The organism is Neorhizobium sp. DAR64862/K0K3, assembly GCF_050500185.1.
Taxonomy (GTDB): Bacteria; Pseudomonadota; Alphaproteobacteria; order Rhizobiales; family Rhizobiaceae; genus Neorhizobium; species Neorhizobium soli.
The window spans coordinates 1218422-1244700 of record NZ_CP191449.1; the positions used below are offsets into that span (position 1 = coordinate 1218422).

The following is a 26279-nucleotide window of genomic DNA, read 5'->3' on the forward strand; positions in this document are numbered from 1 at the left end:
GGTCAGTCACTCCAGATCATGGATTCGGTAAAGCCGAGTTCGGCGAAGTCTCTTGCGCGCAATGCCTGTTCCTGCGGGTCCGACGGAAAGAACTCGTCGAGCTGCGGTGGGGAAACAGGGGTGGAAGACAGCATCGCATGCACCTGGCCGCGATGATGGATCTGGTGCTGGAAGAGGTGCAGCAGAATTCGATCGGCACGCTCGACCTGGACATGGTTTTGTCGCGGGATCCGGATTTCCCCGGCGAGGTCGTCCTCGCTCATGCGACGACAGTGATCGATCATGCGACGGTCGACGGCCCGTTGTTCCCGATCGAGATCGGCGATAGCGGGGAAGGGTATCTGCGGCTCGAACGCCGAAGCGCCGGGACAGTGTCCTTCGAGCGCACCGACGTAAAGCCAGTCCACCGTGAGAATGTGGTTGAGCGTGTGGATGATCGACGGGAAGAAGCTTTGCCGCGGCGCGCCAATATCTTCAGCCGACAGCAGGGCACAGGCTTTGAGCAGCCGGTGATTGGCCCAGGCATTGTTATAGGCCTGAGTGAGAATATAGCGCTGCGGCCCCATCGCCACCTCCATTGCGAAGTTGGTTTAGCCGTTCGGCACGGAGATGAGAAGACGGAAGTTGGTGTGGCTGCTCCGATGATGAACGGGGGGAGATCAATGCCTAGACAGTATCCGATGCTGGACCTGACGTTTCCTGCTTTTTGTTCTGGGGATTGCGCTTGGAATCCCGGAAGTAGGAGGATCCTGGCTCGAGGCTGTCAGCAATGTCGTTCCACAACCGACGCAGGCGGCGGACGTGCAGATCGTCCGAAATCCATGTCATCAGATGTTCGGCGGCTTTCGTGATCAGTTTCGGCTCGCTGCTGACCCGCTCCCGGGCCCATTTGGCGTATTCGTCCACCGAGACCGGGCGGGCATTCGTACCGTCCATGATCATGAAGTTCATTTTCGCGATGTCAGCCAGCTTGCGCAGGTTGCTGGTCGGCGACATGAGGATGCTCATGTAGATGTCGTCGAATTCTTCCGGAGAATCGACGCTGTCGATTGCGCGTTCGAGGTCGAAGATCGTCCGGATGTTTAACTCCCGCAAAGCCAGGAACCGCTCGAGGCCGACGATATGACAGAGCTGCGCCTGGGCGACCCAGTCGATGCACTGATAGATCCCGAACGGCGTTTCGACGTGAAGGAGGATGGGATTGTAGGTGGCAAGGTTCTGGATGTCGTAGATGCCGCAGTCTTCAAGACGGAAGCGGATTTCGTAATCGATGCCGTTGATCACATCGAGCGACACGATCGGGGTGATGGACACGAACCGGTCGTCGCTCACCTTGACCCAGGAGAAGATCTGCTGGAGCTTGACGAAGAGGAACTTGGTCGAGCTCTGCGGGAGCAGCCCGAGCATCGGCGCGAGTGCTATCCATGTGAGCGGCAAGGATTGGCCCGTGGTTTCGGCGCCTGAGGTTGCCCCGGCAGTCAGAACACGTCCGATGCCGCCGAGCGGGTCCGGAAAGGCTGCAAACAGGATGGCCGCAAAGAGAACCGATGCCAGGCTTTCGATGGTGATTCTCAAGAATGTGGTCGACGAAAGATCGAACACAGCGAGGCGGGCAAGAAGGGTCCGGGCCGAAGAAATGTAGGCGCCGATAAAGGCGAGCGAACCGATCACGATAAGCTTCGAGGAGGTGTCACCGCCGACGAGACCGGGCACAGGGCACTGAACGGAGATTTGCAGCCCGCAGCAGATCGCGGAAATGAAGATGTGGAAGCCGATATAACTGAGAAGGACAAACCCCAGCGACGACAGGAACAGACGATACGCGAATGTCACGCGGCCCTTTGCCGCGAGACTGATAAACTGCCTCAGCTTGTCCGCTTCCGGGAGAGCATCGAATTTGTCCTTCTCCGGAAAAACCAGATCGGCCGTGTATTTCGAGCGGACGAATTCGAAGGATGGATTGGTCCCGAGTCGCGAAGCTACGGTGTTTGAGGCACTGCCTTTTTCACTGCTGAAGTTGACGTAGAAATCCTGGATCTGTCGCAGCCGGCGCAAGCGCACTTCGTTTCGAGCTGCGAAGATGAGAAGCGGGCCAAGCAGGGCGATGACGAGAGCTATCCAGTCAATGCTCGAAAACAAGCCGCCCAAAAACGATAGTTTTGAGAAGGGGCTATCCAGCAGCCCAGTCCAAGACGTGGCATCCATAGCAATCCCCCCAATCAATCCGAATGCTATTATCGGTTGATTAGGTGAGCTTTGCGCAACTTATACGTAATGTCAATATGACTCGGCGAACCGTCCAGTTTAGGGGCTCAGCCCTTCAACTTCGCAATCACCAGATGGCCCGGGCTCGGGTTGCCGTCCTGCATCCGCACATTGATTTCGGTCATTTCCACGACCGTAAAGCCGGTCTCTTCAAGCCGCGAGCGGATGTAGGATTCCGAGTGGACGAAGCGCTGGTGGGGGCCGACCCGGTAGGGGGTGGTGTCGGATGCGGGGAGCGTTTCGGACGAGAAGGCGAACAGGCCGCCTGGCACCATGTTTTCGGCAGCACCGAAGAACAGCGGTTCTAGCGCGCCGAGATAGGGAAGAACGTCGGTTGCGGTGACGAGGTCGAAGGGCTCGTCGTCGTTATCGTCAAGGAAATCCTCGACTTCCGCAACGTAAAGCGTTTCGTAGAGGTCCTTCTCATGGGCGATCTCGACCATGTTTTCGGAGAGATCGATACCGGTGATGTCGTCCACCATGTCGCGCAGCGTACCGCCGGTCAGACCGGTGCCGCAGCCGAGATCGAGCATGCGCTTGAACGGGCCAAGGTTCAGTTCCTGCAGACGCTGGCGCAGGATGACGGGCACGGCGTAGCCGAGCTGTTCGACGAGGATGTCCTCGAAGCTTTCGGCATGCTGGTCGAACAGGGTTTCGACATAGGCATCCGGCGCTCTCGGAGGCGTTTCGCCGCGTCCCATCGAGGCAATGCGGACTGCTGCGCCGCCGTGATCCTCGGGGTCGATTGCCAGAACGTCCTCGTAGGCTTTCACTGCCGCGTCGATATCGCCGGCCTTTTCCAGCGCCAATGCGCGGTTGTAGGCCTCGGCCAGAGCTTCCTCGTCGATCTTCGTCATCGCCATCATCCTTTTCGTTGCGAAGCGCTTTAAGGGGCGGAGCGCCGTTTGGCAATCTGGACTAGCGTTTCAGATGACGGGTCAGGCGGGCTTCCATGAATGCCCAGAGGTGCCGCAGTGCTTCCACCATCGTCAGGTAGAAGATCGCCGCCCAGAGATAGGTCTGGTAGTCGAAGGTGCGCGAAAAGGCGTAGCGCGTCTCGCCCATCAGATCGAAAACGGTAACGATGGCGACCACGGCGGAGCCCTTGATCATCAGGATCACTTCGTTGCCGTAAGGGCGAAGTGCCACGATCAGGGCTTGCGGCAGGATGACCTTGCGCAGCGTGATGCGCTTGGAAATGCCCAGCGCCGCGGCGCCTTCGTGCTGGCCGCGCGGCACGCTTTCGATGGCACCGCGCAGGATTTCGGCCTGATACGCGGCCGTGTTGATCGTCAGCGAAAACAGTCCGCAATACCAGGCCTCGCGGAAGAACCACCATAGACCGACGGATTCGAGTTCCGCCCTGAAACTGCCGAGACCGTAATAGATCAGGAAGAGCTGCGCGAGCAGCGGCGTCGAGCGGAACAGATAGACGTAGGCGTAGGCGATCGTGTTGAGCACGCGGTTCTTCGACATGCGGGCGAACGCGATCGGCAGCGAAAGCAGCGCGCCGAGAACGATGGAGATGCCGACAATCGAGATGGTCGTCCACAGGCCGTTGAGGTAGCGCGGCCCATAGCGCTCAAACTTGGCCGTATCCCAGCCGTTGATGACCATCATCACCAACGCTGCTGCGAGCAGGCCCCAGAGTACAAGAACGACGATGCCCGCAACCTTGGCAGCGGTCAGCGGCCTCGCGACGACGGCGGGCGCAGGGCGTGGCGCTATCAGCTCTTTCACAAAGCTCATCGCGATACTCCCGAGCGTTTGGCCCAGCGTTCGATGAAGCCCAGTCCGAACGAGGAGATCATCGCAAGCACAAGATAGAGAAGGCAGGCGATGGTATAGAAGAAGAACGCCTCACGGCTGACGCGCGCGGCAATGCCTGTCTGGCGGATGATATCGGCAAGGCCGATGACCGAGACATAGGACGTATCCTTCAGCAAGATCAGCCAGAGATTGGTGAGGCCCGGCAGCGCGATGCGGATGAGCTGCGGCAGGACGATCAGGAACATCGTGCGCCAGCGCCGAAGGCCAAGCGCATCGCCGGCCTCATACTGGCCGCGCGGGATGGCGCGAAAGGCAGAGAGAAGCACTTCCGACGAGTAGGAGGAGAACACGACAGCGAGAGCTACCATCCCAGCCACGAAGGCGTTGATCTCGACGCGGCCGTCATAGCCGAAGGTCGACAGCACTGTCTGGAGAAGGATCTGGGCGCCGTAATAGACGATGAACAGCGTCAGCAATTCAGGAAGGCCACGGAAGATCGTCGTGTAGATGCCGGCGGCCAGCCGCAGCAGCCGTTCCTCAGACTGTGCTGCGAGCGCGATCAGAAAGCCGATGACGAGGCCGACCGGCAGGGTCGCCAAGGCCAGCGTGATCGTCACCTTGACGCCAAAGGCGATCTCGTCGCCCCATCCGGCGTCGCCGCAGGCAATCAGGGAACCTTGGCCGAGCCAGGTAAAGATGCCGGCCGGGCCGCAAAACGGGTCGAGCGTATCGAAGAGGGCGGAGAGCCATCCGCTCATAGGGTCATTCCGGTTCGTTCCCCATGCGGCTTTTAAGGCGCCGCTTCAGTCATAGGTGTCATTAAAAAGGAAAACGGCGGAAGGGCAAGCCTTCCGCCGTTCATATTCCGGCGTATAGACGATTACTTGTCGCCGTACACGTCGAAGTCGAAATACTTCTTGTTGATTTCGGCGTATTTGCCGTTGGCGCGGATCGCGGCGATCGCGGCGGTGAACTTGTCGGCCAGTGCCGTTTCGTCCTTGCGCACGGCAATGCCGGCGCCTTCGCCATTAATTTCAGCATCCACCGGGAGCGGTGCAAGGATCTTGCAGCAGTTGCCGGCTTCGGACTTCACCCATTCCGACAGGACGACGATGTCGTCCACAACGCCGTCGATGCGGCCGTTGGTGAGGTCGAGCTTGTACTCGTCAGACGTCGGGTAGAGCTTCAGTTCGGAATCAGGAAAATGCTTTTCGGTGTAGTTCGAGTGGGTGGTCGAACCCTGGGCGCCGAGCGTCTTGCCCTTGAGCGAGGCCGCGGTCGCATCCTTCAGCGGCGAATCCTTCGGCACGGCGACTGCCGGCGGCGTGTTGTAATATTTCTTCGAGAACGCAACCTGCTGCATGCGCTCCGGCGTGATCGACATGGAGGCGATGATAGCGTCGAACTTCTTCGACTGCAGCGCCGGGATGATGCCATCCCAGTCGTTGGTGACGAAGGTGCAGGTGACCTTCATCTCGTCACACAGCGCCTTGGCGATGTCGATGTCGAAACCGGTCAGATTGCCGTTGGATTCGAGAACGTTGAAGGGCGGGTAAGCGCCCTCGGTGCCGATCGTGAGCTTTTCCTGGGCAAGCGCGGATCCGGCAAAAAGCGATACAGCCGCGATGGATGCAGCTGCGAAAAGGCGGGACATAGTCATAATGATCCTCTCTGTTGGCAAGACCGGCGGCGTTGAATTCATACGCCATCCGGGTTGCGGGGCTTAAGGCCAGCTCGCCCCGTCTGACGTTTTATAGATACCGGCCAACGGGAAATTGCAACGGCATTTTCCTGCCTGATGACACCTCGCGGGAGGTGAACGCGGCATTCAGTTGTCATTCATGTGGTTGGGAACAGTCTTTGCGGAACCATATCGGTTGAATACCCGTTCAGCCGGCGCGTCAGCCCGAGGTCATTCTTTCGAACGATGCATAATACGGGATGCGCCAAGGGAAGAGACGCTTGAGAAGAGGAAGATTGCATGTCTAAAAAATTCAGACTGTTTGCCAGCGTGGCTGCGCCGGTGCTGTCGCTGCCGCTGATGCTGCAGCCGGTTGGTGCCATGCCGCTGAAGGCCGCCATCGAAGTCAACCAGGCTCCGGCCTCGGTACCAGGTTTCATCCAGGTTCAGCAGGAAGTCATCGCGCCTGAAGATGGTGGTGGCGAAAAGCCGCAGCGTCCGCGCCGCGAAAAGAGCGAAGCAGGCCAGGGCGAAGACAAGCCAGAGCGGCCGCAGCGTCGCCAGGCCGCGGAAGACGGTGGCGGTGCCAGCGAGCGCCCGCAGCGTCGCCAGCAGGCTGAAGACAACGGCGGCGCAAGCGAGCGTCCAGCACGCCGCGCGCAGGCTGAACAGGGCGAGCCCGAGCAGAAGAAGCCAGCGCGCCGCGATGCCGAGCGTCAGCAGGATGCTCCTGCAGCAGGCGAACGCCCGCGCCGTGAAGCGCAGGGAAGCGATGCCAAGGAGCGTCCGCCTGCAGCGGACCGTTCCAATGCCGAAGGCGAGCGCCCGAAGCCATCCCGTGACCGCGCCGATCCGTCCAAGGCCGATGCTGCCGACAGGGCAAAGCCGGACGATGCAAAGCCGGCCAAGCCTGAAAAGGCACAGGCTGATCGTGCAAAGCCAGACCAGGCCGATCCGGATCAGGCTCGTCCGCAGCGCGAAAAGGCAGGCGATGAACAGTCGCCTGAGCGTCCGCGCGCGCAGGGCGATCGTAACAAGGTAGATCCGAAGGCCGACCCCAAGGTTGATCCGAAGGCTGCGGAACGCAATGCTCGCGACACCGACGCTGAGAACGGGGCTACGCCACCGCGCGACGCCAAGGATCGCAACCAGCGCGACCAGACCCGTCCGGATACCGCAACGCAGCCAGACGCGGCTCGCCCAGACCGTAATCAGGCTGACCGTAACCCAGCCGATCGCGACCAGAACAACCGTCGCCCTGGTGATGCCGATCAGGCCAATCCGAACGAGCCCGGCCGTGATCGTCCCGATCGCAACCAGGCCGATCGCAACCAGCCGCAGACCGATCAGCCCGCAAACGGCCGTCCGCGGCCGCCGCAGGTTGCCGATACGCCTGACAAGGTGGAGCGCGCCAGGGAACTGGCGAAGGATCCGAAGTCTGCGCAGCGCGGCGAACAGCCGACCCTGCCGGTCGAAAACGGTGCAGCGGTGCTCGACAGCGCCAAGGAAGATGCACGTCCGCGTCGTCCGGACCGCGATGGTGAGCGTCCGCGCCGCGACCGCGACCGCGATGCCCAGCAGGCGGATCGTGCACCGCCACGTTCCGACGCTGATTCCCAGTCCAACACCCGGGAGACAGCCGACCAGAGGCGCAATTTCCGCGAACTGTCCGAAGAGCGCGGCGAACGGCTCGACCGTCGTCCGCAGTTCGATCGCCCGCGTGGCTGGGATTATCGCGGTCAGGACGGCCAGGACGTCGGTCGTAACGATCGCGGCAGGGATCGTGGCCGCGTAATCATCTCGATCGACAACCAGTCGGTCGTGCGCCACGATGACAGCCGCCGCTTCTATGAAGAAGACGGTCGCCAGCCGGAATACGAGCGTCTGCGCGATGGTCGTGTACGTGAAGTGATCGAGCGCGAAGACGGCACCCGGATCGTCACCGTGCGCAACCGTTACGGCGAGATCGTCCAGCGGTCGCGTATCGTGCGCGGCGGTGAGGAATACGTGCTCTACTATGCGCCGGAACTGTCGGACCAGAACCGTGGTGCGGATTATACCTGGCGCGATCCGGGTGACGATCTGCCGCCCATGCGTCTCGACGTTCCGCTCGACGACTACATTATCGACACGTCGTCGGAGCCTGACCGGAACTACTACGAGTTCCTCGAACAGCCGCCGGTCGAACAGGTCGAGCGCGTCTATTCGCTGGATGAGGTTCGCTACTCGGCCCGTATCCGCGACAAGGTTCGTCGTATCGACTTGGATACGGTCACCTTTGCAACAGGCAGTGCCGAAATTCCGATGAATCAGGCAAGCTCGCTGCGCAAGGTTGCGGATGCGATCAACCAGGTGCTGAAGAAGGACCCGGCTGAAACCTTCCTGATCGAAGGCCATACCGACGCCGTCGGCGCGGATGACGCCAACCTCGTCCTGTCCGACGAGCGTGCGGAAAGCGTTGCCCGCGTTCTGACCGACGCTTACGGCATCCCGCCGGAAAACCTGGCGACCCAGGGCTACGGCGAACGCTATCTGAAGGTTCGCACCGACGGACCGAACCAGGAAAACCGCCGCGTCACTATCCGCCGCATCACGGCGCTGGTAAAGCCGGTTGCGTCGAAATAGTACGGTTCACCAGAGTTGATCAGAGAGCGCCCGGTTTATCCGGGCGTTTTCATTTCTGCGGGAGAGAAACGACGTCCGCGATGAAATCCGCGATGGCGACCGTGTCGTCGAGATCGAAGACGAGCAGGGACGTACCCTCCACCGCATGATCGGCAGCGATGGCAACAATGTGCGGATCGGTCGGAGCCAGTGGCTCGCGGCTTTTCGATTCGAGCCTGCGGGCCTCAATCTTGGGCACTGGCTCGCGCTTGTAGCCCTCTATCAGCACCAGATCGCAGGGCGCGATACGATCGAGAACGTCCTGCAAACTGGGTTCCGGATCGCCGCGCAGCTCGTGCATGATGGCAAACCGGGTGCCGGAGACGATCGTCACTTCATGCGCGCCAGCCTGACGGTGCCGGAACGAGTCGGCGCCGACCTTGTCGATGTCGAAATCGTGGTGGGCGTGCTTGATCGTCGAGATCTTGTAGCCGCGGCGGGTGAATTCCGTCACCAGTCGGACGGCAAGGCCTGTCTTGCCTGAGTTCTTCCAGCCGGCAATTCCAAAGACACGGGGCGGCACTGTCATCTCAGAGCCTCGGTGAAGCGCTTGGCCAAGGCCAGATCCTCCGGAGTGTTGATATTGAGAAAAGGATCGAGCATTTCGCCGCCGATGTCGAGAATTGGGAAATCCACATAGACCGTCGAATGGCGATCCAGAAATGCCCTGAGGCGACGGTTGTCGGGATTAACAAGCCAGTTTTCGAGATCGTCGGCGATCGACTTCGGCCAGAGCGCGAAAACGGGATGCGTGCGACCATCCGACGTAGCGACGGCAATGGTTTCAGCGCCAGCGTCGGCTTCGAGACGTGCCACCAGATTGAGCGGCAGGAACGGACTGTCGCAGGGGACAGTCACCAGATGGGACGCATCGGTGTCCTGCGCCTGCAGGTCGAAAAGACCGGCCAGGACGCCTTCGAGCGGGCCGGCCTGGCCCGGTCTCAAGTCGGGAACGAGACGTAGCCCGGAGAGATCCTCTGAGGCTTCGGGCGCATTCAGAACGATCGATATCACCTGAGGCGCGAGCCGATCGACGACATGGCCGAGGATCGTCTTTCCGGCGAGCGGCAGATCAGCCTTGTTTTGCCCCATCCGGCTGGATCGGCCGCCGGCGAGAATGAGAGCCGGGAGATCGTTTGAGGCAGTTATCATCGACCCGTTTCTCTCGTCTGCGTGGAGCCGGGCGGGGCGACGTCGGCGGCGGTCGCGACCTGCTGCTTCCTCTTCTTTTCGCGCGCGAACGTGTAGAGACCGGAGCCGATCACGATTGCCGCTCCCGCAAGCATGCTGCCGCTCGGCTCCTCGCCGAAGAACAGGATCCCGATCGCCAGAGCCCAGATCAGGCTCGTGTAGCGGAACGGCGTCACAAACGAGACCTCTCCCGTGCGCATCGCCATGATCACGGTCTGATAACCCGCAAAAACGAGGAGCGATGTCAGGACGAGAATGGAGAAGGTGCCGGCGCTCACCGGTTGCCAGCCACCCATCGGCACGATCAGGATAATGCCGAGAAGCGTGTTGGCAAAGCTGGTGAAGAAGGTGATGCTGATGGTCGGAATCTCGGCGCTGATCCGCCGGGTCGTCAGGTCGCGGCAGGCGGTGAAGCATAAAGCGATGAGCGGATAGACAGCGTCCGCCGAAAACCCTTCCGCGCCGGGGCGCAGAATGAGAAGGACGCCAACGAGCCCGACCCCGATCGCGCTCCAGCGCCGCCAGCCAACCGGTTCACGAAAAATGAGTGCTGCGCCGAGCGTGACGACCAGTGGCAGCGACTGCATGATGGAGGCAGCGGTGGCAAATTCGAGCCGGGCGAGCGCGGTGAAATACGCAAGGGTGGCGCCGAGTTCGCAAAATCCTCGCAAAAGGACGAGGGGATGGCTCAGCGTTTTTAGCGAAATCGACGCGCGAAGGTGGCGCGCGATGAAATAGACGAGGGTTGTGGTCATGACCCCGCGCACGGCAATGATCTGTGCAATGCTGAGCTCTGACGTAACGGATTTGACCAAAGCGTCGTTGAAGGTAAATGCCGCCATGGCGAACGCCATAACCAGGGCGCCGCGTGCGTTTTCGGACAGACTCATGATGTCTCCTCGGGACCGCGCCGTCTTAACGCAGCTTCAAACGGTCCGCCAGCAGCCACATGTCCCCGTTCTTGCGAAATCGCAACTCGGACGTCCTTGAGTTAACGCTTGTTCAACCGAATTTGCAGATTGTGTGCAGCAATGTTACCCGCATGACGTGGGGGCGCTTGCTGGATAACCCGCGAATGAACAGCGGAGCCGGGGGCTACTCAACAACCCGGGGGTTCCATGTCATTCGTCGATCGTCTGCTTCAAAGACGCAAAATTGTCACCAAGGTTCTTCTCTTCGTCGTGCCACTGGTGCTTCTCATTGCAGGCGTGGGAATGGCTGGCTTTTATACGGCCGAAACGCTGAACGGTCATATGACCGTGACGCGTGCCACGATCGAAAATATCGGCGATTTCGAAGATCTCCAGTCATCGCTTCAGGCATTCACCGAGGCTCCGTCGGATCAGACCGTCGCGACCCTGCGGTCCAGTATCGCGCGTCAGGCAGACGGCGTCGGCCGGTTGCAAGGGCTGTTGCAGACCGAGGGTGACCGTAACCGGATAGCCGTTGTCCGCGAGCTTGCGGCTAAGCTCTCGGCCGACACGGACGGGCTGTGGGCGATCGAACAGATGCGCAAGCGCAATGTCGAGGAGATCAATCAGATCCTCAAAGGCGTGCGCGATGCTTCCAACGGCGTCGACAAGCAGGTCGAGATCATCCAGAAACAGTTTGACGGCAAAGAGAAATTCGCCAAGCGGCAGCTGTTTGAAGCCTACGCGTATCGATCCGTCGCGCGTCGGCTGGAAAATCTGCGCAATGCCGTGCGGGCCTCCGAAACCGACGAAGCCACCGTCAAGGGCGCGGAGCTTTACGGCCACACTCTGAAAAAGGAATTCGCGATCGTCGCTCCGATGCTGTCGTCCAACGGCAAGGCGGCCATGGCGCCGATCGAGCAGTCGGCCGATCAGCTTCTGGCCGTCATCGCCAGTGACAAGCCGGTTGCCGACAAGGCCCAGGCTTTGCGCATTGCGACAAGTGCCTTCATGAGACCGCAGGGGGAACTTGCCGCCGAAGTGACGAAGAAATCCGGTGACGCAGCCGAGCGTTTCGTCGATCTCGAAGGCGAGGTGGAAGTGCTGAAGAGCGTTCTCGACCAGATCGACCAGTCGCTCCAGATTTCGAACGCGATGCAGCTGCATGCCGAGCGTTTCATGACGGTGCCGACCGATGAAGCACGTTCGCATATCATTGCCGACATCGTGGCGCTGAGGGCAACAAGCGCAAAAGTCTCCGAACTCAATTCACGCAATGCCGCCACCCGCGACTTTGGACCGACCCTTGCGACACTGCTGAGCGCGCTCGACAAGAGCACGGCGACGACGATTGTCAACGCGGGTGAATGGACTGCGGCACGCACGAAGGCGACAGAAACGTTGACGGCAGGCATGGCCGGCCTCAAGAACTTCGTGGCGCAGGCGCAGGAGGTCGGCAAGGCGGACAGCGAGCGTTCGGCCACCGTTTCCGTGATCGCCATGGTGGCGGGCACGCTGCTTGCCATCGCCGGCGGCCTCATGCTGGTCGAGACGCTGCGCGGACCTTTGCGCCGCGTCACCGAGATCATGAAGCGTCTGGCCGATGGCGATCTCGATGTGAAGATCGAAGGCCGCGAGCGGGGTGACGAGATCGGCGACATGGTGCGCTCGGTCAGCGTGTTCCGCGATTCGGCGCTGGAGAATATCCGGCTGGAAAAAGAGGCGACGTCGGCACGGGAGCTTTCGAGCGCCGAATCGGACCGCAGCACAAGCGAACGTGCCCGGATTGCCGCCGAACAGCGTCAGGCGCTGACCGCTCTCTCGAGCGTTCTCGGCCAGCTTGCCGAAGGCGACCTGGAGCAGACCATGGATGAAAACCTGCCCGAGGATTTCATCGAGATGGCCCGCACATACAACCGCGCTGTCGAAGAGTTGCGCGGCACGCTTGCCGACGTCCGTTCCACGGCCGACGAGATCGAAGGCGGCACGGGCAATCTTGCGGCATCCGCCGACGACCTTGCCCGGCGCACCGAGCAGCAGGCGGCAGCACTCGAGCAGAGCTCACGTGCGCTCCGCCATCTCGGCGACATCGTCCGCGCAACAGCGCAAAGCGCTCGCGAAACCTCGACGTCCGTCAACGAGACTGAAGCTTTTGCGGTGCGTTCGGGCGAGGTCGTGGCACGCGCTGTCGGCGCCATGGGCGAGATCAGTCGGTCGTCGGAGAAGATCGCAACCATCATCGGCGTCATCGACGAGATCGCCTTCCAGACGAACCTGCTTGCGCTCAATGCCGGTGTCGAAGCCGCACGCGCAGGTGAGGCGGGTCGCGGTTTTGCCGTGGTCGCGCAGGAAGTCCGCGAACTGGCGCAACGCTGCGCAGGTGCTGCCCGGGAAATCAAGGGGCTGATCTCGGCAAGTTCCGCCCAGGTGACCAATGGCGTGCACCTGGTTGAAGAGACAGGTGGCGCGCTCTCGCAGATCATCGCCCATGTGACCGACGTGCGCAAACTGGTGACGCAGATCTCCGATGCTGCCGAGGAACAGTCGACGGGGATCAGCCAAGTCACCCGCGCCGTTCAGGAAGTGGAACACATCACCCAGCGGAACGCCGCGATGGTGGAAGAAAACAATGCCGAGATCCACGGCCTGCGCCAACGGGTCGGCGTTCTTTCCGAAAAGATCGAGCGGTTCAAGACCCGCGAACCGCATGAACAGTACGGCATGGGGAGTTATGACCGGCGCGATCAGCAGCGGCGCGACGTCGCCTGAGACGATCGCTGCAGTCCCAAAACGAAAAGAGCCGGCTCAAGCCGGCTCTTTTCACATCTGAGCTTTGCTTCGTTTACATCACCCGCCGGTGACGCTCATGTGCCGCGACACCGCCGGGCGGTTGTTGCGGTCGATGATGAAGTCGTGGCCTTTCGGCTTGCGCGAGATTGCCTCGTCGATCGCCGCCGAAAGAACGGCCGGATCGTCCGATGCGCGCAGGGCAGCACGAAGATCGGCAGCGTCGTTCTGACCGAGGCACATATAGAGCGTGCCGGTGCAGGTCAGGCGGACGCGGTTGCAGCCTTCGCAGAAGTTATGCGTCATCGGCGTGATGAAGCCGACGCGGCCACCGGTTTCGGCGACCTCGACATAGCGGGCAGGGCCACCGGTCTTGTAGGGGATGTCGGTGAATGTAAACTGCTGCTCGAGATCGGCGCGCAGCTTCGACAGCGGCAGATAGCGGTCCGTACGGTCTTCCTCGATCTCGCCCATGGGCATGGTCTCGATGACCGTCAGGTCCATTCCGCGGCCATGGGCGAAGCGCAGCATGTCGGCGATCTCGAATTCGTTGAAATCCTTGAGCGCGACCGCATTCAGCTTGATCTTCAGGCCGGCCTTCTGCGCCGCATCGATGCCTTCCATGACCTTGGAGAAGTCACCCCAGCGTGTGATGGTCTTGAACTTGTCGGGATCGAGCGTATCGAGCGAGACGTTGATGCGACGCACGCCGCAATCGTAGAGTTCTTGCGCGTGGCGGGCTAGCTGTGAGCCGTTCGTCGTCAGCGTCAGCTCGTCGAGATTGCCCTCTTCGATGTGGCGACCGATCGAGCGGACCAGATACATGATGTTCTTGCGCACCAAAGGTTCGCCGCCGGTTAGCCGAAGCTTTCGGACGCCCTTTGCGACGAAGGCCGAACAGAGCCTGTCGAGCTCTTCGAGCGTCAGCAGGTCCTTTTTCGGCAGGAACGTCATGTTTTCCGCCATGCAGTAGGTACAGCGAAAGTCGCAGCGATCCGTGACCGAGACACGCAGATAGGTGACCGCGCGACCAAACTTGTCGATCATCGGTGCGTTGGTCGCGGCAGGGCCGGCAGTCAGTGGCGGTATGACAAATGAATTCACGGGTAAATACTCCTGACGCCAGAACTTGGGTCCGATCCGGGGCAACGTCAAGGTTTGTACTCCTTAACGTGATGATGGACCGTTCACGGCGAACGGGCTTGCGAGGCATGAGCGAAGTCCATAATCGTGAGACATTCAAATTGGAAGAGAAACATGACTGACGTTCCCAACGACAGCTGGCCGACGGAATTGCGGGTTTCGCCGGACAAGAGAACACTGACCGTGCGCTTTGAAGACGGTGCGTCTTACGCCCTGTCCGCCGAGATGATGCGCGTGCTCTCGCCTTCCGCAGAAGTTCAGGGCCACAGCCCGGACCAGAAGGTGACGGTACCGGGAAAGCGCCTTGTGGGCATACGCAACGTCGTCGCGACCGGCAATTATGCGGTCCGCATCGCGTTCGACGACGGCCATGACAGCGGTATCTTTACCTGGCGCTATCTGCGCGAGCTCGGGACCGAGGGCGACGCGCTTTTCCAGGGTTACGAAAATGATCTGGCGGCCAAGGGACTGAGCCGCGATAGTGTCACGCAGACGCGCTAAAGCGATTGCGAAAACAAAGGGGATTGTCGGGGTGGCAGCGGAATCAAATGCGGGCGATCTGGTTCAGGTCGTCGCGCTTCTCGGGGCAGCGGTTATTGCGGCACCCCTCTTCAAGAAGATCGGTCTAGGATCCGTGCTCGGCTATCTCGCCGCCGGTTTGGCGATCGGGCCTTTTGGACTGAAGCTTGTCTCGGATCCGCAGGCGATCCTGCACATTGCCGAACTCGGCGTCGTCATGTTCCTGTTCGTCATCGGCCTGGAAATGCAGCCATCGCGGCTTTGGAGCATGCGAAAGGATATTTTCGGGCTTGGCGCACTTCAGGTGTGCGCCTGTATTGTTTTGCTGATGGCTGTCGGGATCGGCTTCGGTTATCCGGCGCCTGTCGCCTTCGTCGCCGGCACCGGCTTCGTCCTGACCTCGACGGCAATCGTCATGCAGATGCTTCAGGAGCGCAACCATCTGCACACGCCGAAGGGCCAGCATATCGTTGCGATCCTGCTGTTTGAGGATCTCGCCATCGTGCCGCTGCTGGCTATCGTCGCCCTCCTGGCGGCGCAGGGCGAGGCCGTATCCTTGACCGAGCGGCTGCAATCGGTCGGCATCGGGTTTGCAGCGCTTGCCGCACTCGTTCTTGCCGGGCGATACCTGCTCAACCCGTTCTTCCGGCTGCTTGCCAACTCCGGCGCCCGGGAGGTGATGACCGCTGCGGCTCTTCTCGTCGTGCTCGGATCGGCGCTGCTGATGCAGTTTGCGGGATTGTCGATGGCGATGGGCGCGTTTCTTGCGGGCGTTCTCCTGTCCGAATCATCCTTCCGGCATCAGCTCGAGGCCGATATCGAACCGTTTCGCGGCATCCTGCTGGGTCTGTTCTTTCTCGGCGTCGGCATGGCGGTCGATCTGTCGGTGATTGCCGCCAACTGGCAGCACGTTCTCCTTGCCGTGATCGCCTACATGATCGTCAAGGGACTGGTGATCTATGGGGTCGCGAGGCTGCTCGGCACGTCCCACGCCGAAGGTCTCGGCCGTGCGATCCTGATGGCGCAGGGCGGCGAATTTGCGTTCGTGCTCTACGCGGCGGCCGCCTCCGTCGGCATCTTGGATTCCGATACGAATGCCGTGCTGACGGCGACGATCGTTATCTCGATGGCGGTGACGCCGCTGGTCGTTGCGATCTACGTGCGCACCGCGCCGAAGCCGGAAGTGGATACGAGCGGTCTGGCCGAGCCAGAGAATATCGAAAATACGGTGCTGTTGATCGGCTTCGGGCGTTTTGGACAGATCGTCAGCCAGCCGGTTCTGGCGCGAGGCTATACGCTGTCGATCATCGACAGCAATGCGGAGTTCATCCGCGACATCGGCGATTTCGGCTTCAAGGTCTATTACGGCGATGGTGTCCGACCCGAGATCCTGCATGCAGCCGGTGCGGCGACGGCAAGGGCGATCCTGATCTGCGTGGACGATAAGGAAGCGGCGCTGAAGATCGCCGAGATCGTCAAGGAAGAGTTCCCGCTGGTTCCGGTTCTTGCCCGCGCCTATGACCGCGGCCATGCGATCGATTTGCTGAAGGCCGGCGTCGATTACCAGATCCGCGAGACCTACAATTCGGCGCTGAGCTTCGGAGGCGAGGTACTGCGCGCTCTGGGTGAGGCCGACGAGACCGCGCTTCAGATGGTCGAGGAGTTCCGCGAGATCGATCGCGAACGGTTTGCGCTGGAACAGGTCGGCGGCATCTATGCCGGCCGGTCGCTGATCAAGGGCAATGCGCAACCCGCAGACATCATCGCCGCCAAAACGGCGCGCGAACGGGAACGACGGGCGGCTGCACAGGACGCGGCGCAAGGGGCAGCAAGATGACAATCATCACAACGGTCGACGAACTGAAGGCGATCTATGGCGACAGCAGCGAGGCATCGCTTGCCAAGGTGACCCGCTTCCTGACGGCTGAATATCGGCAGATGATCGAGGCGTCACCGTTCGTGGCGCTGGCAACCGTCGGGCCGGAAGGGATCGACTGCTCGCCGCGCGGCGATCTCGGCGGGGTGGTGCGGATCGAGGACGAGCAGACGCTCGCGCTTCCGGACTGGCGTGGCAATAACCGCATCGATTCGCTGATCAACATCGTTCGAGATCCGCGGGTCGCCCTGATGTTTCTCGTGCCGGGCTCGACGATGACGATGCGGATAAATGGTCGCGCGGTGGTGTCGGTGGAGCCCGGACTGCTTCAAAGCTTCGAGATGGACGGCAAGCACCCGCGCAGCGTGACGGTGATTGCTATCGACGAGGTCTATTTCCAATGCGCGCGGGCGCTGATGCGGTCGGAACTGTGGAACCCAGCTCGGTTTGTTGACCCGAAGACCCTTCCGACGCCCGGCACCTTGCTGAAGGCGGCAAAGGCCGACTTCGACAAGGAGACCTATGACCGCGACTGGGCGGACCGTGCCGCCAAGACGATGTGGTGAGGGCAGGCGGTCACTTCTTGTAGATCAGCCAGCTCTTGCTGACGTAATCCTTGGTCATGCTGTCTTCGTAGAAGACGGTCCGGTTTCGTCCGGAGTTCTTGGCATGATAGAGCGCCGTGTCCGCGCGGGCGTAGAGATCGCCCGGATCGGCTGCCTGCGAGGCCATCGAGTATCCGAGCGAGATGGTGACTGGCCCATAGTTGATGCCTGAGCGGGAATTGCGGAAGGCGCGCGTTTCGAGAGCACGACGCACCCGCTCGCAGATGATCATGACCTCGTCGGGTGTGTTGCCCTGAACGATGATCGCAAACTCCTCGCCGCCTGTGCGTGCGACGAAGACTTCCTTGCGGACGTTCGAACGGATGACCGAGGCGACGGTCGACAGGATCTTGTCGCCGACCGGATGGCCGTAGCTGTCGTTGATCTTCTTGAAGTTGTCGATGTCGGCAAGGACCAGCGCGGTCACGGGCAGGCTTGGCGCATGGTCAAAGATCGTTGCCAGGCGCTCGTCGAAGGCGCGTCGATTGGAAAGTCGCGTCAGGGAATCGGTATTGGCGATCCGCTTGTACTCGTCGAGTTCGCGGCGGACCTGATCCATCTCCTGCGAGCGCTGCTCCATGTCGCCGGCGGTCTTTTCGCCCTGCGCGATCTTGTCACCGGTGGCATCGTTGAGGAGGCTGACGGCGTTGCGGATCAGCTCGCTCGAAAAGCTGCTTTTGGCATTGATACGGACGGCGGTCTCGCCAAGAAGACGGCTGTAGCTTTCGAGCGACGCCTGTTCCTGACGCAACAGCTTCAAGACAGAGTCCAGCTCCGTCAAGATGCGGTCATGCGCCTTCTCGATGACATCGACCTGACCCGTTCCCAGGTGCCGGGCAGAAAGGTCGTCGAGTTCCTCTTGCGTCGCGCGTGAGCCCAGCGCCGCAAGATCCTGTGCCAGCTCGGGGTTGGAGCCGATGTAAGCTTCATAGAATAGCTGATAATTACGCGGTATCGAAGCGACCCCCATCGCCCGAATTGCGTATATGACTTGACTGATCAAATCACTGGATTGCGCCTTCGGCGCCACACCCGTCGTCATCGACGACCCTCACTAGACCTCATCCACTGTGTGGATAAATTTATATGTCACGAATATTGGAAAACAATTAAGAGCAGTTTGTATTTGCGCAATTTTGTACGCGTTATTTTAATTATGATTCTATGTTATATTGCGTGAAAGTGCAAATCTTGGCTGAGCTTGCGATACAAGCCAAACATATGGTTCGGTCTAGCTCATTCCGGATGTAATCTTGACGACGGGGCCTATCGGTTGACCGACCCCGTCATCGCTATTGGGACCGATTTACTTGGGCCCGATCATGTTTTCCGGACGGACATACTGATCGAACTCCTCGTTCGTCAGATAGCCACCGCCAACGGCTTCCTCACGCAGCGTGGTGCCATTCTTGTGCGCGGTCTTGGCGATCTTGGCGCAGGTGTCGTAGCCGAGCCTGGAATTCAGCGCGGTGACCAGCATCAGGGAGTTTTCGACGCCCTTGCGGATATTGTCTTCACGCGCTTCGATGCCGACGACACAGTTGTCGGTAAAGGAAACGGCAGCATCACCGAGCAGCTGGACCGACTGAAGGAAGTTGTAGGCCATCATCGGATTGTAGACGTTCAGCTCGAAATGCCCCTGGCTGCCGGCGAAGGTGAGGGCAGCATGGTTGCCGAAGATGTGGGCGCAGACCTGTGTGAGCGCTTCCGACTGCGTGGGGTTGACCTTGCCCGGCATGATCGACGAGCCCGGCTCGTTTTCCGGCAGCGACAGTTCGCCAAGGCCGGCACGCGGACCGGAGCCCAGGAAGCGGATGTCGTTGGCGATCTTGAACAGGGCGGCTGCTGCCGCATTGATCGCGCCGTGCGAAAACACCATCGAGTCGTGTGAGGCGAGCGCCTCGAACTTGTTCGGCGCCGTCATGAAGGGCAGGCCGGTGATCTTCGAGATTTCGTCGGCGACCTTTTCGGCAAAGCCGACGGGGGCGTTGAGACCCGTGCCGACGGCCGTGCCACCCTGGGCGAGCTTGGAAAGCCCCGGAAGCGTCAGTTCGATATTGGCGATGGCGGACGCGACCTGCGCGGCATAGCCGGAAAATTCCTGGCCGAGCGTCAACGGTGTCGCGTCCTGCGTGTGGGTGCGGCCGATCTTGATGATGTGGGCGAAAGCCTTCACCTTGGCTTCCAGCGCCTCATGCAGGTGCTTGAGCGCCGGCAGGAGATGGCGGACGATGGTTTCGACGCAGGCAATGTGCATGGCCGTCGGATACGTATCGTTCGACGACTGGCTCATGTTGACATGGTCGTTCGGGTGCACAGGCTTCTTGGAGCCCATGACGCCACCGAGGACTTCGATCGCCCGGTTGGAGATCACTTCGTTGGCGTTCATGTTCGACTGCGTGCCGGAACCGGTCTGCCAGACCACAAGCGGAAAATGATCGTTGAGTTTGCCGTCGATCACTTCCTGGGCGGCATCGACGATCGCCTTGCCGACGGTCCGGTCAAGGCCTGCCAGTTCCATATTGGCGACGGCTGCGGCCTGCTTGACGATGCCGAGCGCACGGACCACGGCCAGCGGCTGCTTTTCCCAGCCGATCTTGAAGTTTCCAAGCGAACGTTGCGCCTGAGCGCCCCAGTAGCGGTCTGCGGCCACGTCGATCGGGCCAAAAGTATCGGTTTCGGTGCGCGTTGTGGTCATCGTGTCGCCTCTGTCTCCCATGCCCGCGAACGCGGGCGAACTATCGCGTGCCGGGCACGAAACCGGCGCCGGCATTACTATACCATTACCGGGTGACTTCAAGCGCAGCCGGGGTCGATTTGTGACCGTGTCCGCGTGCCATTTCGGTCACGCCGCGTGGAATTGTGCCCGATGGAACAATGGTCGGCCAAATAAACTAGGTTACCCATTGGTGAAAATTTAACGAATAATTTCTTAATCTTCGCCGGCGTTCGCGTATGCTTTGCCGCTCAGATCCGGCTTTGTGTGCGCTCGGGCGTTTCTTTCCACAGGCCACGCGATCGGATAGATGGCGGGCTGCACGAATTGATCCCGCAGATTTGCAAGCGGGTGGAAATGACGGGGACAAAATTGCCGCAAGATACCAAAAAGACTTCGCTCGCTCTGGCTTTGGTTTCCGGAATTTCGGCCTTTGCCGTCCTGGCCGGCCCCGCCAACGCCCTGACCCTGATGGATTTCCTGAAAGGCGGCCCTGGCAAGAGCCGCGCCGCCGACAACGGCGTTCCGGGTGTGACGACTGTTGCTCCTACCGAAAAGGCGCTGGCCGATCCCGAGCCGCTGCCGAAGGTGTCCGGACCCCGCTACTATACGTATAAAGCCGATGCCAGCCGGGCTGTGCAGACCGCAGGCTTTGCCGCGGCTTCAGCGACCGATGCGACCCGCCTGATCGCGCAGGCAAAGGTTTCGGCCCCGTCTGCGATCGCGTCCGCACTCGAAGCCTATTACAGCAAGAACGCAGCTCCGCTCTGGGTCTCCGGCGGCGATGCCAACGACCATGCGCGGGCGCTGATCAGCGTGCTGGAAAAGGCCGCCGACTTCGGTCTGGATCCCACCGACTACGCGTTGAAGGTTCCGAACCTGACGACCGCCAGCGTCGCGCCGGCCGAAGCGCCGGTTGCGTCGGCTGAAGCCGAGGCCACTGTCGACCCCGCAACCCCCTCCGCCGCGGCGCCGGAAGCGGCAACCGCCACACCCGTCGCTGCCACGCCGGACACAGCTACCACCACGGCTGAAACGCCTGCCGTAGCATCACCTGCCGCCGGTCCGGCCGAGGGTCACGACCGCGATCTGATGCAGTTCGAGCTTGCTCTGTCTGCCAAGGCATTGCTGTTTGCGCAGGATATGACGCGCGGGCGTATCGATCCGAACAAGATCTCCGGATTCCACGACTTCAAGCTGAAGGCCGTCGATCTGAATGGCGTCATGGCTTTCCTGGCGACAGGTCAGGAACCCGGCGCCTATCTTGCAGGCCTTGCTCCGCAGGACCGGCATTTCACGGCTTTGAAAGCCGAGCTTGTCAGGCTGCGTGCTGAAGCTGCGAGTGAAGCGACCGCCGTGAAGCTCCCGGACAATCTGCTCCTGAAGCCGGGCAACAGCAGCCCTGATCTGTCAGCTGTTGTGGCGGCGATCCAGCATTCGGGGTCCGATGCGCTGAAGACCAAGCACGAAGCGACGCTTGCGAGCTACCAGCAGACGCCGGAATACACGCCCGAGCTGGTCGATCTGGTCAAGACGTTCCAGAGCGAAGCAGGCCTGAAGGCCGATGGCGTCATCGGTGCGGCGACCGTTCGCAAGATGGTCGGCCATACGTCGCAGGACAAGATCGAAAAGCTTGTGGTCGCCATGGAACAGGCGCGCTGGCTGCCGAGCGATCTCGGTCAGCGCTACGTGTTCATCAACCAGCCTGCATTCCGCGTTTACTACAACGAGAACGGCGCCGAGCAGTTCTCGATGCGCACAGTTGTGGGATCGAAGGCGCATCAGACGTTCTTCTTCCAGGACGAGATCGAGACTGTCGAGTTCAACCCATACTGGGGCGTGCCGCAGTCGATCATCGTTAACGAGATGCTGCCGAAGCTTCGCGCGGACCCGTCCTATCTCGATCGTCTCGGCTATGAAGTCGCGGTCAATGGCAAGGCGGTGCCGTCGCGCAGCGTCAACTGGTACACTTCGACCCAGAACGTCTCGGTCCGTCAGCCTCCGTCGAGCGACAATGCTCTCGGCGACCTGAAGATCCTGTTTCCGAACGCCCATGCGATCTACATGCATGACACGCCTTCGAAGAGCTTCTTCCAGCGTGACATGCGTGCGCTCAGCCATGGCTGCGTGAGACTTGCAGAGCCGCGCAAGATGGCTGCGGCCGTCCTCGGCATTTCCGAGCAGGAGGTCGATGCTCGGATCGCCGGTGGTGAAAACGTTGCGGCCAAGGTGACCGCAAAGATCCCGGTCTACGTTTCCTACTTTACCGCATGGCCGAACAAGGACGGAAAGGTCGAGTATTTCGACGACGTCTACGATCGCGACGCGGCAGTGAGAAAGGCATTCGAGGCAACCACGAAGGCACGTTCGGCTTAAAGCTGAAAATCTTGACGTCAAATTGGAAACGGCGGCCTTCGAGCCGCCGTTTTCGTTCGTACCGACTTCAGATCATCTTCCGGATGACCTGGACGGTCAGATCGTCGAAGTGATCAATGACGATGTCAGCGTTGAGGTCCACGACCGGGACGTCGGAATAGCCGAAGCTGACGGCGATCGAACCAATCCTTGCATTTTGCGCGGCGAGGATGTCGTTGATGCTGTCGCCGATCATGATGCTGCATGCCGGGTCGGCGCCTGCCTTCTCGATCGTGCCGAGAATATGCCCGGCATCGGGTTTGCGGACCGCAAACGTGTCTCCGCCGGTGATGACGTCGAAACGCGAGGCAAGGCCAAGGCCCTGCATCAGCGGCAGCGCCAGTTCTTCCAGCTTGTTGGTGCAGACGGCAAGCCGGACGCCCGCACATGCGAGGCGATCAAGACAGTCGATGACACCCGGATAGACCTTGCTCTTGCCCGGCATATTCGCCTTGTAATGCGCCATGAAGCGATCGAAAAGCCGCGCGGCCAGTTCGTCGTCGAGCGGCGTGTTGCGCAGGTGGAAGGCGCGGGCGATCATCATCCGCACGCCCTGGCCGACGAGATGGGTGATATCCTCATAGGCGACAGGCTGCAGATCGGCCGCGGCAATCGTGTGATTGAGGCTATCGATGAGATCGGGCGCGGTATCAACGAGGGTACCATCCAGATCGAAGATGACGAGGGGAGTTTTCACGGGTGCCTCTTGGTTTCGATGAATGCCGGCTGGAATATCAACACAGAAAAAAGCAAGGCAGCGACTAACACGGATCCGGCGACGCCGCAAAACCTCAGCAAGCCTGTGTGCAAGACGTTAGGCTCTTTCGTTTGTCAAAAGAGCCGTGTAAACAGCGACCGCAGGAACATTCTGGAGCTTTTGGCGGATGGACGCCCGAGAAATGAAGGTCAAGGCGGCTGAGGCTGCGCTGGGATATGTCGAAGACGGAATGCGTCTTGGCATCGGCACAGGCTCGACTGCCGAAGAGTTCGTTCGTCTCCTGGCCGAAAAGGTGCATGGCGGCCTGAAGGTTCTCGGCGTGCCGACCTCGGAGCGGACCGCCCGCCTTTGCGTCGAACTCGGCGTTCCCCTCAAATCGCTCGACGAACTGCCGGAGCTCGATCTGACGATCGATGGCACCGACGAGGTGGACGGGAACCTGACCCTGATCAAGGGCGGCGGCGGTGCTTTGCTGCGTGAAAAGATCGTTGCGGCGGCGTCTGCTCAGGTGATCGTGATTGCCGACGAAAGCAAGGTCGTGGAAACCCTCGGCGCGTTTCCGCTGCCGATCGAGATCAATCCGTTCGGCATGGCCTCGACACGCATTGCCATCGAAAAAGCGGCCTCCAGGCTCGGCCTTTCCGGCGAACTGAAGCTGCGCCGCGGTGGCGAAGATGTGTTTCGCACCGACGGCGGGCACTATATTCTTGACGCATCTTTTGGCCGCATTCCTGATGCAGAGGCCTTGTCAGCTCAACTTCATCTCATTCCCGGCGTCGTCGAGCACGGGCTGTTCATTCACATCGCGTCCTTTGCGATCATCGCCGGCGAGGCAGGTGCGCGGACGTTGAAGGCGAAATAACCTTAGGAGCAATCAACCCATGATCAAATTCGCGGTTCTTGGCCGTGCTGCCGCCCTCGCAATTGTGATGTCCGGCGCAGTTTCCGTTTCTGCTCAGGCCCAGGAAATTCCTGAGGCCCATATGGCGGCTGCGCGCGATGCTATCGCTTCGCTCAACGTCACCGATCGGTTCGACAACATTCTGCCCAACATGGCCGAAGCGTTGAAGGGTCAGTTCATCCAGTCTTCGCCGAACTTCCAGGAACAGATCAACGCCATCGTCGACGAAGAGGCGCTGGCGCTTGCTCCGCGTCGTGCGGATCTCGAAAAGGAAGCTGCGACGATCTACGCCAAAAGCTTTTCCGTCGATGAGCTGAAGACGATCTCGACCTTCTTCACGACCGAAGCCGGCAAGAAGCTTTTGAACAACCAGCCGCTGGTTGCCCGCGAACTCGGACGTGCGGCTGAAATCTGGGCAAACGGCATTTCGCGCGACCTGAACACCCAGGCGACCGCCAAGCTGCGCGGCGTTATCGATGCCAACCCGATCAAGGCACCTGTCGTCGATACGCCGGCACCTGCGGCGGCTGGCGCCAAGCCGGCTCCGACGCCTGCTGCCAAGCCCTGATCGACTGATCCACAAGACTTCTGAAAAGCCCGGAGAAATCCGGGCTTTTGTTTATGGCGGCTGCAGCATTATATGTGGCTGGCACCTATCTATGCCCCAAGCATCCCACCCATGTTCTTTCTTCAGGAGCCTGCCATGACCGCCTATGACTATGACCTGTTCGTGATCGGTGCAGGCTCCGGTGGCGTCAGGGCAGGGCGCGTTGCCGCGTCGCTCGGCAAGACGGTTGCCGTGGCCGAGGAATATCGGTTCGGCGGCACCTGCGTCATCCGCGGCTGCGTGCCGAAGAAGCTGCTTGTCTACGCGTCGCAGTTCTCGGAGCATTTCGAAGATGCTGTCGGCTTCGGCTGGACGGTCGGCGAAACCAGCTTCGACTGGAAAAAGCTGATCGCGGCCAAGGATGCCGAGATCGCGAGGCTCGAGGCGATCTACAAGCGCAACCTCTCCAATAGCGGCGCCGAGGCGATCGAAGACCGGGCCGAGCTTGTCGATGCCCATACGGTGCGCCTGGTGAAATCCGGAAGAACCGTGACGGCGGACAAGATCGTGATTGCCACGGGCGGCACGCCCAACCCGCATGTGGCCCTTCCCGGCTACGAGCTCTGCATCTCGTCCAACGAGGCTTTCGATCTGCCGGAACTGCCGAAATCGATCCTGATCGCCGGCGGCGGTTATATCGCGGTGGAATTCGCCAACATCTTTCATGGCCTCGGCGTCGAGGTGACGCTCATCTATCGCGGTCAGGAGATCCTGTCGCGGTTCGACCAGGACATGCGCCACGGACTCCGCAAGGCGATGGAAGACAAGGGGATGCGGGTCATCCTGACGGACGTGATCGCCGAAGTGACGAAATCTCCGGCCGGTCATCTCATCGCGTCGACCATGGGCGGCGAAACGCTTGCCGTTGATACGGTGATGCTGGCGCTCGGTCGTGATCCGAACACCGATGGATTGGGGCTTGAGGCTGCCGGTGTCGAGGTGGATGATCTCGGTGCCATCGTCGTCGACGAGTATTCGCGCACCAATATCGAAAACATCTATGCGCTCGGCGATGTCACCAACCGGGTACAGCTGACGCCGGTCGCGATCCATGAGGCAATGTGCTTTATCGAGACCGCGTTCAGGAACAATCCGACCAAGCCGGATCACGAGCTGATTGCGACGGCGGTGTTCTCGCAGCCGGAAATCGGCACGGTCGGTCTTTCGGAAGAGGAAGCGGCCAAGCGCTATGCCGAGCTCGAAGTCTACCGCGCGGAATTCCGGCCGATGAAGGCAACGCTCTCCGGCCGGCAGGAAAAGACGATCATGAAGCTGATCGTCGATGCCGAGAGCCGCAAGGTGATCGGATCCCACATCCTTGGTCACGAAGCCGGAGAAATGGCGCAGCTGATCGGCATCTGCCTCAAGGCCGGCGTGACGAAGGACGATTTCGACCGCACAATGGCGGTGCATCCGACGGCTTCGGAGGAACTGGTGACCATGTACACGCCGAGCTACCGCATCAGGAATGGCGAGCGGGTCTGAGATCTGTTTGGACAAGAACGAATAT

General features: G+C 60.7%; 22 protein-coding genes. 9 read left to right on the plus strand and 13 right to left on the minus strand.

Annotated features, from left to right (window positions below; all coding sequences use genetic code 11):
* Positions 1 to 2: 2 nt before the first annotated feature.
* From ACQY1L_RS05970 to ACQY1L_RS05995, 6 genes are all read right to left on the minus strand, one after another.
* Positions 3 to 566 carry a DinB family protein gene (locus tag ACQY1L_RS05970; RefSeq protein ID WP_430243310.1) on the minus strand — a complete coding sequence of 188 codons (564 nt, stop codon included), beginning with the start codon at positions 564 to 566 and terminating at the stop codon, positions 3 to 5.
* A 100-nt stretch (positions 567 to 666) separates the two neighbouring features.
* A complete protein-coding gene (locus tag ACQY1L_RS05975) occupies positions 667 to 2139 on the minus strand; it encodes a hypothetical protein (RefSeq protein ID WP_430243312.1) in 1473 nt (490 codons plus the stop codon).
* 173 nt (positions 2140 to 2312) lie between these two features.
* Entirely contained in the window at positions 2313 to 3131 is an 819-nt protein-coding gene (locus tag ACQY1L_RS05980; protein WP_062580912.1) for a class I SAM-dependent DNA methyltransferase, read from the minus strand.
* A gap of 52 nt (positions 3132 to 3183) precedes the next feature.
* The gene (locus ACQY1L_RS05985) at positions 3184 to 4014 is read right to left on the minus strand and encodes an ABC transporter permease (protein WP_062456514.1); all 831 of its coding nucleotides are present in this window, start codon (positions 4012 to 4014) and stop codon (positions 3184 to 3186) included.
* The gene (locus tag ACQY1L_RS05990; protein ID WP_062456516.1) at positions 4011 to 4793 is read right to left on the minus strand and encodes an ABC transporter permease; all 783 of its coding nucleotides are present in this window, start codon (positions 4791 to 4793) and stop codon (positions 4011 to 4013) included. The genes ACQY1L_RS05985 and ACQY1L_RS05990 overlap by 4 nt, the downstream gene beginning before the upstream one ends.
* A 122-nt stretch (positions 4794 to 4915) precedes the next feature.
* The gene (locus ACQY1L_RS05995; RefSeq protein WP_062456519.1) at positions 4916 to 5695 is read right to left on the minus strand and encodes an ABC transporter substrate-binding protein; all 780 of its coding nucleotides are present in this window, start codon (positions 5693 to 5695) and stop codon (positions 4916 to 4918) included.
* Between the two features lie 321 nt (positions 5696 to 6016).
* Between ACQY1L_RS05995 and ACQY1L_RS06000 the strand changes: the two genes are divergently transcribed.
* Positions 6017 to 8341 (plus strand): OmpA family protein, encoded by a 2325-nt coding sequence (locus ACQY1L_RS06000; RefSeq protein WP_430243315.1) that lies wholly within the window; start codon positions 6017 to 6019, stop codon positions 8339 to 8341.
* Positions 8342 to 8390: 49 nt separating this feature from the next.
* Here the strand turns inward: ACQY1L_RS06000 and mobB are convergent, their stop codons facing one another.
* The 3 genes from mobB to ACQY1L_RS06015 are packed head-to-tail and all read right to left on the minus strand — an operon-like array spanning position 8391 to position 10461.
* The gene (mobB, locus tag ACQY1L_RS06005; protein WP_430243317.1) at positions 8391 to 8909 is read right to left on the minus strand and encodes a molybdopterin-guanine dinucleotide biosynthesis protein B; all 519 of its coding nucleotides are present in this window, start codon (positions 8907 to 8909) and stop codon (positions 8391 to 8393) included.
* Positions 8906 to 9532, minus strand: coding sequence for a molybdenum cofactor guanylyltransferase MobA (gene mobA / locus ACQY1L_RS06010; protein WP_430243319.1), 627 nt, complete (start codon positions 9530 to 9532; stop codon positions 8906 to 8908). The genes mobB and mobA overlap by 4 nt, the downstream gene beginning before the upstream one ends.
* A complete protein-coding gene (locus tag ACQY1L_RS06015) occupies positions 9529 to 10461 on the minus strand; it encodes a DMT family transporter (protein ID WP_113110591.1) in 933 nt (310 codons plus the stop codon). The genes mobA and ACQY1L_RS06015 overlap by 4 nt, the downstream gene beginning before the upstream one ends.
* 228 nt (positions 10462 to 10689) lie before the next feature.
* Between ACQY1L_RS06015 and ACQY1L_RS06020 the strand changes: the two genes are divergently transcribed.
* Positions 10690 to 13251 carry a methyl-accepting chemotaxis protein gene (locus ACQY1L_RS06020; protein ID WP_430243321.1) on the plus strand — a complete coding sequence of 854 codons (2562 nt, stop codon included), beginning with the start codon at positions 10690 to 10692 and terminating at the stop codon, positions 13249 to 13251.
* Positions 13252 to 13329: 78 nt separating this feature from the next.
* Here the strand turns inward: ACQY1L_RS06020 and moaA are convergent, their stop codons facing one another.
* Positions 13330 to 14316 carry a GTP 3',8-cyclase MoaA gene (gene moaA, locus ACQY1L_RS06025; protein WP_113110841.1) on the minus strand — a complete coding sequence of 329 codons (987 nt, stop codon included), beginning with the start codon at positions 14314 to 14316 and terminating at the stop codon, positions 13330 to 13332.
* A 210-nt stretch (positions 14317 to 14526) separates the two neighbouring features.
* Between moaA and ACQY1L_RS06030 the strand changes: the two genes are divergently transcribed.
* Genes ACQY1L_RS06030 through ACQY1L_RS06040 form a run of 3 tightly spaced genes read left to right on the plus strand, consistent with a single transcriptional unit; the run spans position 14527 to position 17373 of the window.
* Positions 14527 to 14913, plus strand: coding sequence for a gamma-butyrobetaine hydroxylase-like domain-containing protein (locus ACQY1L_RS06030; protein WP_113110589.1), 387 nt, complete (start codon positions 14527 to 14529; stop codon positions 14911 to 14913).
* 31 nt (positions 14914 to 14944) lie between these two features.
* Entirely contained in the window at positions 14945 to 16768 is a 1824-nt protein-coding gene (locus tag ACQY1L_RS06035) for a monovalent cation:proton antiporter-2 (CPA2) family protein (RefSeq protein WP_430261993.1), read from the plus strand.
* Positions 16765 to 17373 (plus strand): pyridoxamine 5'-phosphate oxidase family protein, encoded by a 609-nt coding sequence (locus tag ACQY1L_RS06040; RefSeq protein WP_430243324.1) that lies wholly within the window; start codon positions 16765 to 16767, stop codon positions 17371 to 17373. Before ACQY1L_RS06035 ends, ACQY1L_RS06040 begins: the two co-directional genes overlap by 4 nt.
* A 10-nt stretch (positions 17374 to 17383) precedes the next feature.
* Here ACQY1L_RS06040 and ACQY1L_RS06045 read toward each other — a convergent pair whose 3' ends face one another.
* Entirely contained in the window at positions 17384 to 18454 is a 1071-nt protein-coding gene (locus ACQY1L_RS06045) for a GGDEF domain-containing protein (RefSeq protein ID WP_062456544.1), read from the minus strand.
* A 264-nt stretch (positions 18455 to 18718) separates the two neighbouring features.
* Complete coding sequence (gene fumC, locus ACQY1L_RS06050) at positions 18719 to 20110, minus strand: class II fumarate hydratase (RefSeq protein WP_430243326.1); 1392 nt, start codon at positions 20108 to 20110, stop codon at positions 18719 to 18721.
* Positions 20111 to 20500: 390 nt separating this feature from the next.
* Here fumC and ACQY1L_RS06055 point away from each other — a divergent pair, with 390 nt between their 5' ends.
* Entirely contained in the window at positions 20501 to 22504 is a 2004-nt protein-coding gene (locus ACQY1L_RS06055; protein ID WP_430243328.1) for a L,D-transpeptidase family protein, read from the plus strand.
* Between the two features lie 67 nt (positions 22505 to 22571).
* On the opposite strand, the gene ACQY1L_RS06060 is transcribed toward ACQY1L_RS06055, so the two are convergent.
* Positions 22572 to 23240 (minus strand): HAD-IA family hydrolase, encoded by a 669-nt coding sequence (locus ACQY1L_RS06060; protein WP_184653284.1) that lies wholly within the window; start codon positions 23238 to 23240, stop codon positions 22572 to 22574.
* Positions 23241 to 23427: 187 nt separating this feature from the next.
* On the opposite strand from ACQY1L_RS06060, the gene rpiA reads away from it, so the two are divergent.
* The 3 genes from rpiA (at position 23428) to gor (ending at position 26254) form a co-directional block, all read left to right on the plus strand.
* Positions 23428 to 24123 carry a ribose-5-phosphate isomerase RpiA gene (gene rpiA, locus ACQY1L_RS06065; protein WP_062456553.1) on the plus strand — a complete coding sequence of 232 codons (696 nt, stop codon included), beginning with the start codon at positions 23428 to 23430 and terminating at the stop codon, positions 24121 to 24123.
* A gap of 19 nt (positions 24124 to 24142) precedes the next feature.
* A complete protein-coding gene (locus ACQY1L_RS06070) occupies positions 24143 to 24730 on the plus strand; it encodes a DUF2059 domain-containing protein (RefSeq protein ID WP_062580883.1) in 588 nt (195 codons plus the stop codon).
* Positions 24731 to 24865: 135 nt separating this feature from the next.
* Positions 24866 to 26254, plus strand: coding sequence for a glutathione-disulfide reductase (gene gor / locus ACQY1L_RS06075; protein ID WP_092661126.1), 1389 nt, complete (start codon positions 24866 to 24868; stop codon positions 26252 to 26254).
* Positions 26255 to 26279 lie beyond the last annotated feature (25 nt).